Origin of the sequence: Pseudoxanthomonas koreensis (assembly GCF_010093225.1) — a bacterium.
Classification (GTDB): Bacteria; Pseudomonadota; Gammaproteobacteria; order Xanthomonadales; family Xanthomonadaceae; genus Pseudoxanthomonas; species Pseudoxanthomonas koreensis.
Genome location: NZ_PDWM01000007.1, coordinates 1 through 13,710, shown reverse-complemented (window position 1 = coordinate 13,710; position 13,710 = coordinate 1). Strand labels below are relative to the sequence as shown.

Below are 13,710 nucleotides of genomic sequence, written 5' to 3'. Positions count from 1 at the left end.
CCCTTTTTTTCCGAGTCCGCCATGTCCCTCGATCCCGCCCTGCGTTCGCGCATCGAATCGCTGCTCCAGGCCAACCGCGTCGTGCTCTTCATGAAGGGCCAGCCCGGCATGCCGCAATGCGGCTTCTCGGCCAAGGCCACCGGCGTGCTGGAGGACCTGGGCGTGGATTACGCCCACGTCAACGTGCTGGCCGACCAGGAGATCCGCGAGGGCATCAAGGCGTTCGGCAACTGGCCGACCATCCCGCAGCTGTACATCGACGGCGAACTGGTCGGCGGCAGCGACATCATCGAGCAGCTGGCCTCCAGCGGCGAGCTGTCGCAACTGCTGGGCCTGCCGGCGCCGGACCGCACTCCGCCGCAGGTCACCGTCACCGCCGCCGCCGCCGAAAAGCTGCGCGGCGCACTGGCCGACGCCGGCGATGCCGCGTTGGGGCTGACGATCGACGCGCGCTTCCAGCCACGCTTCCAGATCGCGCCGCGCAACGACAACGCCATCGTCGTGGAAACCGCCGGCCTGCGCATCCAGTTCGACCCGGCCAGCGCGCGCCGTGCCAACGGCATCACCATCGACTGGGTCGACGATTTCCGCGGCCAGGGCCTGGCGATCGACAACCCGAACGCGCCCAAGCCCGTGCAGGCGATCACCCCGGCCGAAGCCGACCGCCAGGTCCGCGCCGGCGAGCTGGTGCTGGTGGACGTGCGTCCGGCCGACGAGCGCGCGATCGCCGCGGTCGCCATCGCCCACCGCAGCTTCGATGGCAACGGCCGCGCCGAGATCGAGGCGCTGCCGAAGGACACCCGGCTGGCGTTCCTGTGCCACGGCGGCGGGCGCAGCGCCCAGGTGGCCGAGGAGTTCCGCGGCAAGGGCTTCACCAACGTGTTCAACGTCGACGGCGGCATCGACCGCTGGTCGCAGGAAGTGGACACCTCGGTCCCGCGCTACTGACGTGGAGCCGGGCTTGCCCGGCTTCAGGCGCATGGCGGGGCGACGTGCGGCGCGACAGGCGGGAGCGCCGCGGGGCGCCCCTCAGAATCCGCCGCCGGCTTCCAGCCAGGCCTGCTCCTCCGGGGTGCTTTCGCGCCCCAGCGCGCGGTTGCGGTGCGGGAAGCGGCCGAAACGCTCGATCACCTCCAGGTGCGCGACCGCGTAATTCGTGTAGACCTCGTTGCCGAGCGGGCGGAACAGCGCGACCGAGCGCTGCTGGTCGGCCAGGTCTTCCGAATGCTCGAACGGCAGGTAGAAGAACGCACGCAGGTCCGGCGCGGTCGCCGCATCGTGGCCTGCCGCCAGTGCGCGCCCGGCGTAATGCCGCGCCAGTCCGTCGGTGGCGAAGGCATGGCCGCTGCCGCGGAACACGTTGCGCGGGATCTGGTCGAGCAGGAGCAGCAGCGCCAGCGCGCCCTCGGCGCTGTCCAGCCAGTCCTCGTGCGCGCGCCGCGCCGCGGCCAGGTGCGCCTCCAGGAAGCGCGCCTCGCATTCGCGGTCGAAGGCTTCGCCGCCGTTGAACCAGGACGCCACGCCGGCGTCGCGCCAGAACCGCACCACTTCCGCTGCCACCGCCATGTCGTTCTCCGCTCCGCAGTCGGGCGAGGATGCCGCATGTGCCGTTGCGCATGCGTAAACCGGGCGCCGCGCCCTCGGGCGATGACCCCCGGCGCGGCGGCGACGCCACGGAAACCGCTCCTGGCCGCACGCACCGCCCCCGATCCGTGACCGCGACCGCAGCCGACCCGACCGCCGGCACATTGCGCCCCCGCCTCCATCCGTTTAGGTTCGCCCGGCGTTCCATCCGGGGAAACCCCATGCGCCACCTCCTGCTCGCCGCCGCGGGCCTCGCCTTCGCCGGCACGCTCGCCGGCGCCAGCGCGCCGGCCGCCGCGGCTTCGCGCTTCCCCGACGATCCGTATCCCAGCACCTACACGCCGCTGCCATCCGAGCCGGTGCTGCTGCGCAACGCCACCGTGCTCACCGGCACCGGCCAGCGCCTGGACGGCGCCGACGTGCTGATGCGCGACGGGAAGATCGTCCAGGTCGGCGCCGGCCTGCAGGCCGACGCCGGCACCCGCGTGGTCGACGCGACCGGCAAGTGGGTCACCCCGGGCATCATCGACGTGCACTCGCACCTGGGCGTGTATCCCAGCCCGGGGGTCAAGGCGCACAGCGACGGCAACGAGATGATCGCGCCGGTCACCGCCAACGTCTGGGCCGAGCACTCGGTGTGGCCGCAGGACCCGGGCTTCGCCGCGGCGCTGGCCGGCGGCATCACCACCCTGCAGGTCCTGCCCGGCTCGGCCAACCTGGTCGGCTGCCGCGGCGTGACCCTGCGCAACGTGCCGGCCACCAGCTACCAGGCGATGAAGTTCCCCGGCGCGCCGTGGGGCCTGAAGATGGCCTGCGGCGAGAACCCCAAGCGCGTCTACGGCAGCAAGGGCGTCGCCCCGTCCACGCGCATGGGCAATGTCGCCGGCTACCGCGCCGCCTTCATCGACGCCAGCGAATACCTGCGCAAGAACGGCGGTGGCAAGCCGAAGCAGGAGCAGAAGAAGCGCTGGTGGCAGTCCGGCGACGGCCAGGGCGACAGCGCCGGTGACGCCGGCGGCAAGCGCGACCTCAAGCTCGATACGCTGGCCGGCGCGATCAACGGCGACATCCTGGTCCACATCCATTGCTACCGCGCCGACGAGATCACCACCATGATCGACCTGGCCAAGGAGTTCGGCTTCACGATCGCCGCCTTCCACCACGGCGTGGAGGCCTACAAGGTCGCCGACCGCCTGGCCACCGAAGGCATCTGCGGCGCGCTGTGGGCCGACTGGTGGGGCTTCAAGATGGAAGCCTTCGACGGCATCCAGGAGAACATCGCCCTGGTCGACCGGCCGAAGAACGGCTGCGCGATCGTGCATTCGGATTCGGACGAGGGCATCCAGCGGCTCAACCAGGAAGCGGCCAAGGTCATCGCCAACGCGCGCCGCGCCGGGATGGAGATCCCGCCGGAACGCGCGATCGGCTGGCTCACGTCCAACGCCGCGCGTGCACTGGGCGTGGCCGAGCGCACCGGCAGCCTGGAGGCCGGCAAGCTGGCCGACGTGGTGGTGTGGAACCGCGACCCCTTCAGTTCCTACGCGCAGGCCGAACAGGTCTACATCGACGGCGCGCGCGTGTACGACCGCCACGATCCGGCGCGGCAGCCGCGTTCGGATTTCATCCTCGGCCAGCCGGGCACCGCCCCGGGAGGTGCGCTGTGAGCCGTTCCGCTTCGATCAAGCCGGGCCGCATGGTCCGCGGAGTCCGCGCCGGCCTGTTCGCCGCCGGCGTGCTCTCGGTCGGCCTGTTCGCGGCCGCGAACGCGGCCGCGCAGGACCTGCTGGTACGCAACGCCACCGTCCACACTGCCGGCGCGCAGGGCACCCTGCACGGCGCCGATGTGCTGGTCCAGGGCGGCACCATCCGCGCCGTGGGCACCGGCCTGTCCGCGCCGGCCGGGGTGCCGGTGGTGGAGGCGAACGGGCAGCCGCTGACCCCGGCGTTGTTCGGCGGCATCAGCGAGATCGGCCTGGAAGAGGTCTCCGCCGAGGCGCCCACCGTCGACAGCCAGCTGACCCTGAAAGAGCAGCCGGTGCGCCCGGAATTCGACGTGACCCTGGCCTACAACCCGGCCTCGGTGCTGGTGCCGGTGGCGCGGGTGGAAGGCATCGGCTTCACCCTGCTGGCGGCGGGCAATGGCGCCGCCATCGTCGGCGGCCAGGGCGGCGTGGTGCGGCTGGACGGCAGCGCCGATCCGGTCGGCCCGCGCGTGCTGTTCGTCCGCCTCGGCGCCGAGGCGGCGGAGATGAGCGGCAAGTCGCGCGCGGCGCAGTGGATGCTGCTGGACCAGATGGTCGCCGAGGCGCGCGGCCGGGTCGCGGCCGATTCGCCGCACGCGCTGCTCACGCCGGCCGGTCGCGCGGTGCTGGCGCGTTTCCTCGGTGGCCAGGGCCGGATCGTGGTCAAGGTCGACCGCGCCGCCGACATCCGCCAGCTGCTGCGCTGGGCCGGGCGCGAGCGCGTGCGCATCGCCATCGCCGGCGGTGCCGAAGCCTGGCAGCTGGCGTCGCAACTGGCGCAGGCGCAGGTGCCGGTGTTCGTCGATGCGCTGGCCGACCTGCCGGGCAACTTCGACCAGATCGGCGCGACCCTGCGCAACGCGGCGCTGCTGCAGGCCGCCGGCGTGGAGGTCAGCTTCACCCAGTCCGGCGATGCCTCGCACAACGCACGCAAGGTGCGGCAGCTGGCCGGCAACGCCGTGGCCAACGGCCTGCCTTGGGAAGCGGGCCTGGCCGGGCTGACCCGGGTACCGGCGCAGGCGCTGGGCGTGGGCGACCGCGTCGGCACGATCGCGCTGGGCCGGTCCGCCGACCTGGTGCTGTGGAGCGGCGATCCGCTGGACGTGATCAACACCGCACGGCAGGTCTGGCTCGGCGGCCGCGCCATGCCGATGCGCTCGCGCCAGACCGAACTGCGCGACCGCTACCTGCACGGCACCGGCGAAAGCGGGCTGCCGCCGGCGTACTCGCGCCCGTAAAGCGGAGGGACAAGACATGGCTGACCTGAACCTGTGGGCGGTACTGGCCGCGGCGCTGTCGGCGTTCCTGCTCGGCGGCATCTGGTACGGGCCGCTGTTCCGCAAGGCCTGGTGCCGCGAGGCCGGCCTGGATCCGGACGCGCCCGGCGGGCATCCGGCGCTGGTGTTCGGCGGCGCGTTCGTGGCGAGCCTGGTCGCCGCCGCGGCGTTCGCCTGGTTCCTGGGTCCGGCCCCGGCGGTCGGCCATGCGGTCGGTGCCGGCGCGGTCACCGGGCTGTGCTGGGTCGCGGCCAGCTTCGGCATCAACTACCTGTTCGCCGGCCGCTCGCTGAAGATGTGGCTGATCGACGGCGGCTACCACGTGGTCCAGTTCGCGCTGTACGGGCTGGTGCTGGGGCTGTGGCACTGAACGCGGGAGCGGACATGCAGGCACGCTGGTACTTCGATTTCATCTCGCCGTTCTCCTACCTGCACTGGCAGAAGATCCGCCCGCTGGCCGAGGCCGGCCGGGTCGAGCCGGTACCGATCGTGTTCGGCGCGGTGCTCGCCGCGCTGCAGATCCGCGGCCCGGCCGAGATCCCGCGCAAGCGCGAGTTCATCTACCGCCAGGCGGTGTGGCAGGCGCGTCGCGACGGCACCGCGATCGCGTTCCCGCCACAGCACCCGTTCAACCCGCTGCCCGCGCTGCGGCTGTGCGTGGCCGCCGGCGCCACCCCGGCGGCGATCGGCACCCTCTTCGACGCGATCTGGCGCGAGGGCCGCCTGCCCGACAGCGCCGCGGCGCTGGCCGGCGAGGGCGCCGCGCTGGGGATCGCCGACGTCGCGGGCGCGATCGCCGACCCGGCGGTGAAGGACGCCCTGCGCGCCAACACCGACGCGGCCCTGGCCGCCGGCGTGTTCGGGGTGCCGACCCTGGCCATCGGCGAGGACCTGTTCTGGGGCAACGACAGCCACGAGCTGATGCTGGCGGTGCTGGACGATCCCGGCCTGCTGCGCGAAGGCCCGCTGGCCGGCGTGGCCGTGCTTCCGGTGGGCGTCGAACGCGCCCGCTGAGGCTTACCGGCAGTCGCCAGGCGCGGCGTTTTTGCGATAGGGTTCACGCATCTACGTGCACGTCCCTACGCCGAGGTCCCCATGCGCATCGGAATCGTGGTCGACTCGACCTGCGACCTGCCCTCCGAGTACATCGAACGCAACAACGTCATCCTGCTGCCGATCACCGTGCGCATCGGCGACGCGGTCCTGGCCGACCACCGCGACGAGGAAGCCACCCTCAGCTTCCTGCACGCGCACGTGGCCGAGCGCGGCCACGAGGCCGAGACCCTTCCCTATTCGGTCGAACAGATCCGCGACCTTTTCCTCGGCAAGCTCGTGGTCGACTACGACCACGTGTTCTGCCTGACCGTGACGAAGAACCGCAGCCCGATCCACGAGCACGCGGTGCAGGCCAGCTTCGCCATCCTCAACGACTACAAGCCGGTGCGGCAGGCGGCCGGGCACAATTCGCCGTTCGCGCTGCGGGTGATCGACAGCCAGAACCTGTTCGCCGCCCAAGGCATAGGAGTCGTCGAAGCGGTGCGCATGCGCGATGCCGGCGACGGCGTGCAGAAGATCCGCGAACGCCTGGAGGAACTGGCGCTCAACACCCACGGCTACATGGTGCCGCCGGACCTGTACTACCTGCGCAACCGCGCCCGGACCAAGGGCGACCGCAGCGTGAGCCTGTTCAGCGCCGCGCTGGGCACCGCGCTGGACATCAAGCCGATCCTGCACTGCAACCGCGGCGAGACCGCGCCGGTGGGCAAGATCAAGGGCTTCGACGCCGCGGTGCAGAAGCTGTTCGACTTCACCATCGAGCGCATCCGCGCCGGGCTGATGACGCCGACGCTGTGCGTGAGCTATGGCGGCGAACTGGCGGAGCTGCGCGCGCTGCCAGGCTACGCACGCCTGCGCGAGGTCTGCGCCGACAACAGCGTGGAGCTGCTGGAGAGCGTGATGAGCCTGACCGGCATGGTCAACGTCGGCAAGGGCGCGGTGGTGGTGGGCTTCGCCGCGGGGCCGCACAAGTTCGCCTGACCGGACGGCCACGCCGGCTTCGCACGCGGGCTGCTAGATTGGGGCCTCGTCACCGCGGAGTCGTGCCATGCCCGTCCGTTACCAGATCCGCCTGCCCGATCCGGCGCAGGCACGCGGCAGCGAGCCGTCGCTGTCATTCAGCGCGCACGGCGCCGAGGCCTTCGCCGAGCAGTTGCAGGACGCGTTGCGCACGCCGGCGCTGTTCGAGCGTTGGCGGGCGATGCAGGACGAGCCGGACGAAGTCGATCCGGCGCTGGGCGCTACCGATCCCGGCGCCCGCGTCAGCGGCGAACAGCGCGACCTGTCGATCGACCTGGTCGCGGTGACCGCGATCCCTGGCGACATCCTGCAGCAGCGGCTGCGCTGGCTGGCCGGCAACCGCTGGGAGATGCGCAACGTCAGCCATGGCTGAGACTGCCGGCGGCTGGCGGCCCGCCTTCCTGTAGGAGCTGACTTCAGTCGGCGACGCGGGCGCTGGAATCATGGCGGCGTCGCCTGTGCCAGGGGCGTTGTCGCCGACTGAAGTCAGCTCCTACACAAAGCGGGGCTTGTCAGTGGCCGCAGCCGTCGTGGTGATGGTGCGGGGCTAGGCCGGCATGCTCCCTGGCCTCGCCATGCAGCGCGGCGGCGTGGTGGGCGATGTGCTCGCCGATGAAGCTGGCGATGAAGTAGTAGCTGTGGTCGTGGCCGGGGCGCATGCGCAGCTGCAGCGGGTGGCCGGCGGCGACCGCGGCGGCCTGCAGCAGTTGCGGGCGCAGCTGGTCGTCGAGGAATTCGTCGTCGCCCCCCTGGTCGATCAGCAGCGGCAGCTTCTCCGGCGCGGCCTTCACCAGTTCGGTGGCGTCGTACGCCTTCCACGCCTCGCGATCCTCGCCCAGGTAGGCGCCGAACGCCTTCTCGCCCCACGGCACCTTCGACGGGGCAACAATCGGCGAGAACGCCGAGACGCTGCGATAGCGCCCCGGGTTGCGCAGCGCCACCACCAGCGCGCCGTGGCCACCCATCGAATGGCCGCTGACCGCGCGCGCGTCGCCCACCGGGAAGTTCGCCTCCACCAGCGCGGGCAGTTCGTCCACTACGTAGTCGTACATGCGGTAGTGCACCGCCCACGGCGCCTGCGTGGCGTTGACGTAGAAGCCGGCGCCCTTGCCCAGGTCGTAGCCCTCGGCATCGGCCACGCCGTCGCCGCGCGGGCTGGTGTCCGGGGCGACGATGACCACGCCATGCTCGGCCGCATAGCGCTGCGCGCCGGCCTTGGTGATGAAGTTCTGCTCGGTGCAGGTCAGGCCCGAAAGCCAGTACAGCACCGGCAGCTTCGCGCCCGGCACCGCCTGCGGCGGCAGGTACACGGCGAATGTCATCGTGCAGCCGAGCACCTTCGACTCGTGCCGGTACACATCCTGCCAGCCGCCGAAGCAGGCGCGGTGTTCGATGCGTTCCATGGCGACGGCCTCAGTAATGCACGACGGAGCGGATCGACTTGCCTTCGTGCATCAGCTCGAACGCGTCGTTGATCTCCTCCAGCGGCATGGTGTGGGTGACGAAGGGTTCGAGCCGGATCCCGCCCTTCATCGCCTCCTCGACCATGCCCGGCAGCTGGCTGCGGCCCTTCACCCCGCCGAAGGCGGTGCCCTTCCAGCTGCGGCCGGTGACCAGCTGGAACGGGCGGGTGGAGATTTCCTGGCCGGCGCCGGCCACGCCGATGATCACGCTCTGGCCCCAGCCGCGGTGCGCGCATTCCAGCGCGGCGCGCATCACGTTGACGTTGCCGATGCACTCGAACGAGTGGTCCACGCCCCAGCCGGTCATCTCCACGATCACCTGCTGGATGGGCCTGTCGTGGTCCTTCGGATTGATGCAGTCGGTGGCGCCGAACTCGCGCGCCAGCTCGAACTTGCCCGGGTTGGTGTCGATGGCGATGATCCGCCCGGCCTTCGCCTGGCGCGCGCCCTGGATCACCGCCAGGCCGATGCCGCCGAGGCCGAACACGGCCACGCTGTCGCCCTCCTGCACCTTCGCCGTGTTGTGCACCGCCCCTATGCCGGTGGTCACGCCGCAGCCGAGCAGGCAGACCTGCTCGTGGTTGGCTTCCGGGTTGATCTTCGCCAGCGACACTTCCGCCACCACCGTGTACTCGCTGAAGGTCGAGCAGCCCATGTAGTGGTAGACCGGCTGGCCGTTGTAGCTGAAGCGGGTGGTGCCGTCGGGCATCACGCCCTTGCCCTGGGTGGCGCGCACGGCCACGCACAGGTTGGTCTTGCCGGACTTGCAGAACAGGCACTCGCCGCATTCGGCGGTGTACAGCGGGATCACGTGGTCGCCCGGCTTCACCGAGGTCACGCCCTCGCCCACTTCCACCACCACGCCCGCGCCCTCGTGGCCGAGCACGCAGGGGAACAGGCCTTCCGGGTCGTCGCCGGACAGGGTGAAGGCATCGGTGTGGCACACGCCGGTGTGGGTGATCTTCACCAGTACCTCGCCGGCACGCGGCGGGGCGACGTCGATCTCGACGATCTGCAGGGGCTGGCCTGCGGCGAAGGCGACGGCGGCACGGGATTTCATGGGCGACTCCTGGGCGGTGCGTTGAAGGTCATTTCAGGTAGCTGCGGACCAGCGTGACGGCGGCATCGATGCCTTCCCGGCGCTGCTCCGGCGAGGCGGCCGGATGGGTGAACTCCTCGCGCAGGTGGCTTTCCAGCACCTCCGACATCAGGCCGTTTGCCGCGCCGCGCACGACGGCGAGCTGTTGCAGCACCGGCGCGCCTCAATAGGCGAATGCGCGGAAAACCGGGTCGACGCTGCCGTTCCACTCGCCGTGGAACAGCTCGAGCTTGCGCTCGGCGGCGGTCTGCCCACTTTCGGCGATTTCGACCAGGGTTTCCAGGAAGCGCGATTCGTCGATGCCGTCCTGGTTGAGGCGGGCGCGCCGGCGCAGGCCGGCGGCGGGGATCTTCAGCGCCTCCACCGCCAGGTCGCGCACGGGCGCGCGCACATTGCCGACGCGCGCCGGCAGCTTCAGCGCATGCTTCGGCACGCCGTCGCGCAGCGCGTGGCGCTCTGCGGCGCTGAAGTCCTTCACCAGGTCCCAGGCCGCGTCCAGCGCCGCGTCGTCGTAGAGCAGGCCGACCCAGAACGCCGGCAGCGCGCACAGCCGCGCCCACGGCCCGCCGTCGGCGCCGCGCATCTCCAGGAACTTCTTCAGCCGCACTTCCGGGAAGGCGGTAGTCATGTGGTCGGACCAGTCGCGCAGGGTCGGCAGCGCGCCGGGCAGCACGTCCAGTTCGCCCTTCAGGAACCTGCGGAACGACTTGCCGGAGGCATCCACGTACACCCCGTCGCGATACGAGAAATACATCGGCACGTCGAGCAGGTAGTCGACGTAGCGCTCGTAGCCGAAGCCGTCCTCGAACACGAAGTCGAGCATGCCGGTGCGGTCCGGATCGGTGTCGGTCCAGATGTGCGAGCGGTAGCTGAGGTAGCCGTTGGGCCGGCCTTCGGTGAACGGCGAGTCGGCGAACAGCGCGGTGGCCACCGGCTGCAGCGCCAGCGACACCCGGAACTTCTTCGCCATGTCCGCTTCGGAGGCGTAGTCCAGGTTGACCTGCACCGTGCAGGTGCGGGTCATCATGTCCAGGCCGAGCGAGCCGACCTTCGGCATGTAGTCGCGCATGATCCGGTAGCGGCCCTTGGGCATCCACGGCATGTCCGCGCGCGACCACTTCGGCTGGAAGCCCATGCCGAGGAAGCCCAGCTGCAGCTCGTCGGACACCTGGCGCACCTCGTTGAGGTGGGTGCCCACCTCCACGCAGGTCTGGTGGATGCTCTCCAGCGGCGCGCCGGACAGTTCCAGCTGGCCGGCCGGCTCCAGGGTGACCGAGGCGCCGTCGCGGGTCAGGGCGATGGTGCGCGGCGGGTTGCCGTCCACGCTTTCCTGCACCGGCGTCCAGCCGAAGCGGACCAGGCCTTCGAGCAGGGCCTCGATGCCGCGCGCGCCATCGAAGGTGGGTGGCCGCAGGTCGTCGAGGCGGAAACCGAACTTCTCGTGCTCGGTGCCGATGCGCCAGTCGCGCTCCGGCTTCTCGCCCGACGCGATGTATTCGACCAGCTGCGAGCGCTGGGTGATCGGGGTATCGGTGACGTGGCTGGGGCTCGACAAGGGCGGCTCAGGGTGCGACGCCGGCAGGTGGGGGGCACCGGCGGAGCGCGCACTATAGCCTGCCGTCCCGGCGCGTATGGCGCGCGGCGAACCGGGGGCGCTGGTCGTAGCCGCGCTGGGCGCGACCGCTCCGGAGATTCACCGTCGAACGCGGCACCTTCGAACGTCGTCGGGTCGCCCCTGAAGGGAGCTCCTACAGGAGGTCGAGCCAGCCGCTGACCACCGCGCGGGCCTCGTCCACGCCCTGCTTGCTCTCGCTGGAGAAGGCCTGCACCCCGACGGCCCCGGCGCCGGCCGCGACCAGTTCCTTGCGCACCGCCTGCACCGCCTGCGCCTGCTGGCCGCGACCGAGCTTGTCGGCCTTGGTCAGCAGCGCATGCGCAGGCAGGCCGCGGGCCACCGCATAGCCGATCATCTGCCGGTCGTAGTCCTTGAGCGGATGGCGGATGTCCATTACCACGACCAGCCCGCGCAGGGCCTCGCGGGTCCGGAACCAGCCGTCGAGGAATTTCTCCCAGTGCGCCTTCATTTCCAGCGGCACCTTGGCGTAGCCGTAGCCGGGCAGGTCGACCAGGTAGCGGTCGGGGGCGACTTCGAAATAGACCAGCTGCTGGGTGCGGCCCGGGGTCTTGGACACCCGCGCCAGGGCGTTCTGCCGGGTCAGCGCATTGAGCGCGCTGGACTTGCCGGCGTTGGAGCGGCCGGCGAAGGCGACCTCGAAGCCACCGTCGGGCGGCAGCTGCCGGGGAATGTGCGCCGAGGCCAGGTAACGGGCCTTCTCGAGTGGATTGGACATGGGTACAGGATCGCACGAGCCGCGGGCAGACTGGCCAGCGGGCCGGGCCGGGCGGCGGTTTCGTTGACCGTCGCGCCCCGCCACAGGGATAATCCGGACGTTTCGCGGTCGCCACACCCATTGCGGCGACCGCGCCGATCGGGTTCCCGGAGCTTTAGCATGCGCCACGCTCGCGTTTTCGCCCTCACCGGACTGGCCCTCGCGGTCACCGCCGTCGCCGCCTACGCCACCCAGACCGCGTCGGTGCCGGCGCCGGCCACCACGGCCGCCGCGGCGGCTACGGCCGACCCCGCGGCCCCGGCCACGGTGGTCCCGGTGCCGGACAATGCGCCGGTGCAGACTGCCCCGCTCGAGGTGGACCTGGGCAAGACCCACTGGGGCGATGCCGCCGCCGGCGAAGCCAAGGCCGCCGCCTGCGCCGCCTGCCACGGGCCGGACGGCAACCCCGCCGAGGGGATGTCGATGTACCCGCGCATCGCCGGCCAGAGCGAGCGCTACATCGCCCAGCAGCTGGCCCTGTTCGCCAGCGGCGAGCGCCACAGCGGCCTGGCCGCGGTGATGGCCCCGTTCGCCCAGGCGCTCAGCCCGCAGGACATGCGCGACGTGGGCGCCTTCTTCGCCGGGCAGAAGTCCAGCGCCGGCGTCGCCGACGACGCGGAGGTGGCCGATGGCCCCTACGCCGGCCTGAAGTACTACGAGATCGGCCAGCAGCTGTTCCGCGCCGGCGACGCCGCCCGCGGCATCCCGGCCTGCATGTCCTGCCACGGCCCCGACGGCGCCGGCAACCCGGGCCCGGCCTATCCGCACGTGGCCGGCCAGCAGGCCGACTACACCGCCCGCCGCCTGCAGGAGTACCAGGCCGGGGTGACCAGCGAACGCGACCCGGCCAAGTTCAACATCATGGCCAAGGTCGTCCACTCCCTGACCGAGCAGGAGATCGGCGCGCTGGCCAGCTACCTGCAGGGCCTGCACCCGCACGCGGACGACGTCGAGGCCACCGCCGCCGAACCGCGCTCCTGAACTTCGCGGCGCCGGCGCGGTCCAAGAACCGCGGTCCCTCTCTCAAAGACCTTGCGCCGGCCCCATGGCCGGCGTCTTTTTTCCCCAGGCGGCCACCGCGCCCACCCGCGAGACCCGATCGAATGAAGGCACTGCTGACCGGTTTCCTGCTTGCCGCCCTGGCCTGGCTGCCCGGCACGGCCGCGGCGGCCGACGCCCCGGTGTCCGGCCGCGACTACGTGGAGATCCCGGGCGGCATGCCGTGGGCGCCGAAGGCCGGCACGATCGAGGTCGCCGAGGTCTTCGGCTACTCCTGCCCGCACTGCGCGCACCTGGAACCGCAGTTGCAGGCGTGGAAGGCCCAGCAGAAGCACGACGTGAACTTCGTCGCCATACCGGCCGCGTTCGGCGGCGCCTGGAACGGCTGGGCGCGCGCCTACTTCGCCGCCTACAACCTGGGCCTGGTGCCACGCACCCACGAGGCGGTGTTCAAGGCGGTGCACGAGACCGGCATGCTGCCGCGCAACCCCAGCGCGCAGGAACTGGCTGCCTTCTACGCCGGCCATGGCACCAGCGCCGACGGCTTCCGCGCCGCGATGGCCGAGCCGAAGGTGGAAGAGCAGATGCGCCGCGCCGCCGCCTTCGCCCGCGCGTCGGGGCTGGAAGGGACGCCGACGTTGATCGTCGACGGCCGCTACCGCGTGCTCGGCCACGACTTCGCGGAGATGCTGCGCATCACCGACTGGCTGGTGGCGCGCGAGCGCCAGGCCCAGGCCAGGCCCTGATCCACCGGGCCGCGCGCCGACCCGGCGTTGACGTCCCCTGTCCCATCCTTCCCGCAGGAGAACACCGATGACCAAGCGCCACCTCGCCAGCCTGACCCTGCCGCTGCTGCTGGCACTGGCCGCCTGCTCCGGCCAGGACGCCCCGGCGCCGGCCCTGGCGCGCCCCCCCGGGCCCCCGGCCGTGCCGGCCGCGCTACGCCAGCGCGACACCGCATCGTCTCACCCGCGCGCGAGACGTCGCGCGGGCCGCCCATTTTGGTCTACCCGGCCGCGGGCCGGATTCGGCGGAATGGGTCCGCCGGAGGTATTCGTGGGTCAGCCCCGGGCCAGACCG

14 protein-coding genes and 2 pseudogenes are annotated in these 13,710 nt (G+C 71.5%); 10 read left to right on the top strand and 6 right to left on the bottom strand.

Annotated elements, in window-relative coordinates; translation table 11 throughout:
• The first annotated feature begins 21 nt into the window (after window positions 1-21).
• Window positions 22-948: a Grx4 family monothiol glutaredoxin gene (gene grxD, locus CSC64_RS03560; protein WP_162433950.1), complete on the top strand. Its 927-nt coding sequence runs from the start codon at window positions 22-24 to the stop codon at window positions 946-948.
• A gap of 81 nt (window positions 949-1,029) precedes the next feature.
• Here the strand turns inward: grxD and CSC64_RS03555 are convergent, their stop codons facing one another.
• Complete coding sequence (locus tag CSC64_RS03555; protein WP_162433949.1) at window positions 1,030-1,566, bottom strand: DUF924 family protein; 537 nt, start codon at window positions 1,564-1,566, stop codon at window positions 1,030-1,032.
• 239 nt (window positions 1,567-1,805) lie between these two features.
• Here CSC64_RS03555 and CSC64_RS03550 point away from each other — a divergent pair, with 239 nt between their 5' ends.
• From CSC64_RS03550 to CSC64_RS03525, 6 genes are all read left to right on the top strand, one after another.
• Complete coding sequence (locus CSC64_RS03550; protein ID WP_162433948.1) at window positions 1,806-3,248, top strand: amidohydrolase; 1,443 nt, start codon at window positions 1,806-1,808, stop codon at window positions 3,246-3,248.
• A gap of 29 nt (window positions 3,249-3,277) precedes the next feature.
• Window positions 3,278-4,564 carry an amidohydrolase family protein gene (locus tag CSC64_RS03545; RefSeq protein WP_162434015.1) on the top strand — a complete coding sequence of 429 codons (1,287 nt, stop codon included), beginning with the start codon at window positions 3,278-3,280 and terminating at the stop codon, window positions 4,562-4,564.
• A gap of 16 nt (window positions 4,565-4,580) precedes the next feature.
• Window positions 4,581-4,973 carry a DUF1761 domain-containing protein gene (locus CSC64_RS03540; protein ID WP_162433947.1) on the top strand — a complete coding sequence of 131 codons (393 nt, stop codon included), beginning with the start codon at window positions 4,581-4,583 and terminating at the stop codon, window positions 4,971-4,973.
• Between the two features lie 14 nt (window positions 4,974-4,987).
• The gene (locus CSC64_RS03535) at window positions 4,988-5,617 is read left to right on the top strand and encodes a 2-hydroxychromene-2-carboxylate isomerase (protein ID WP_162433946.1); all 630 of its coding nucleotides are present in this window, start codon (window positions 4,988-4,990) and stop codon (window positions 5,615-5,617) included.
• An 81-nt stretch (window positions 5,618-5,698) separates the two neighbouring features.
• Window positions 5,699-6,640 carry a DegV family protein gene (locus CSC64_RS03530; RefSeq protein ID WP_162433945.1) on the top strand — a complete coding sequence of 314 codons (942 nt, stop codon included), beginning with the start codon at window positions 5,699-5,701 and terminating at the stop codon, window positions 6,638-6,640.
• Between the two features lie 67 nt (window positions 6,641-6,707).
• The gene (locus tag CSC64_RS03525) at window positions 6,708-7,052 is read left to right on the top strand and encodes a hypothetical protein (protein WP_162433944.1); all 345 of its coding nucleotides are present in this window, start codon (window positions 6,708-6,710) and stop codon (window positions 7,050-7,052) included.
• A 139-nt stretch (window positions 7,053-7,191) separates the two neighbouring features.
• On the opposite strand, the gene fghA is transcribed toward CSC64_RS03525, so the two are convergent.
• The 5 genes and pseudogenes from fghA to yihA all read right to left on the bottom strand — a co-directional run bounded on the left by fghA (window position 7,192) and on the right by yihA (window position 11,592).
• Window positions 7,192-8,082, bottom strand: coding sequence for an S-formylglutathione hydrolase (fghA, locus tag CSC64_RS03520; protein WP_162433943.1), 891 nt, complete (start codon window positions 8,080-8,082; stop codon window positions 7,192-7,194).
• Window positions 8,083-8,092: 10 nt separating this feature from the next.
• Entirely contained in the window at window positions 8,093-9,202 is a 1,110-nt protein-coding gene (locus CSC64_RS03515; RefSeq protein ID WP_162433942.1) for an S-(hydroxymethyl)glutathione dehydrogenase/class III alcohol dehydrogenase, read from the bottom strand.
• A 28-nt stretch (window positions 9,203-9,230) separates the two neighbouring features.
• A pseudogene (locus CSC64_RS03510) lies at window positions 9,231-9,401 on the bottom strand (metal-sensing transcriptional repressor); the annotation flags it as partial.
• 3 nt (window positions 9,402-9,404) lie between these two features.
• A complete protein-coding gene (locus CSC64_RS03505; protein ID WP_425501663.1) occupies window positions 9,405-10,823 on the bottom strand; it encodes a glutamate--cysteine ligase in 1,419 nt (472 codons plus the stop codon).
• A 166-nt stretch (window positions 10,824-10,989) separates the two neighbouring features.
• Window positions 10,990-11,592 (bottom strand): ribosome biogenesis GTP-binding protein YihA/YsxC, encoded by a 603-nt coding sequence (gene yihA, locus CSC64_RS03500; protein ID WP_162433940.1) that lies wholly within the window; start codon window positions 11,590-11,592, stop codon window positions 10,990-10,992.
• A 159-nt stretch (window positions 11,593-11,751) separates the two neighbouring features.
• On the opposite strand from yihA, the gene CSC64_RS03495 reads away from it, so the two are divergent.
• The 3 genes and pseudogenes from CSC64_RS03495 to CSC64_RS13925 form a co-directional block, all read left to right on the top strand.
• Complete coding sequence (locus CSC64_RS03495; protein ID WP_162433939.1) at window positions 11,752-12,612, top strand: c-type cytochrome; 861 nt, start codon at window positions 11,752-11,754, stop codon at window positions 12,610-12,612.
• 122 nt (window positions 12,613-12,734) lie between these two features.
• Complete coding sequence (locus CSC64_RS03490) at window positions 12,735-13,376, top strand: thiol:disulfide interchange protein DsbA/DsbL (RefSeq protein ID WP_162433938.1); 642 nt, start codon at window positions 12,735-12,737, stop codon at window positions 13,374-13,376.
• A gap of 67 nt (window positions 13,377-13,443) precedes the next feature.
• A pseudogene (locus CSC64_RS13925) lies at window positions 13,444-13,710 on the top strand (hypothetical protein); the annotation flags it as partial.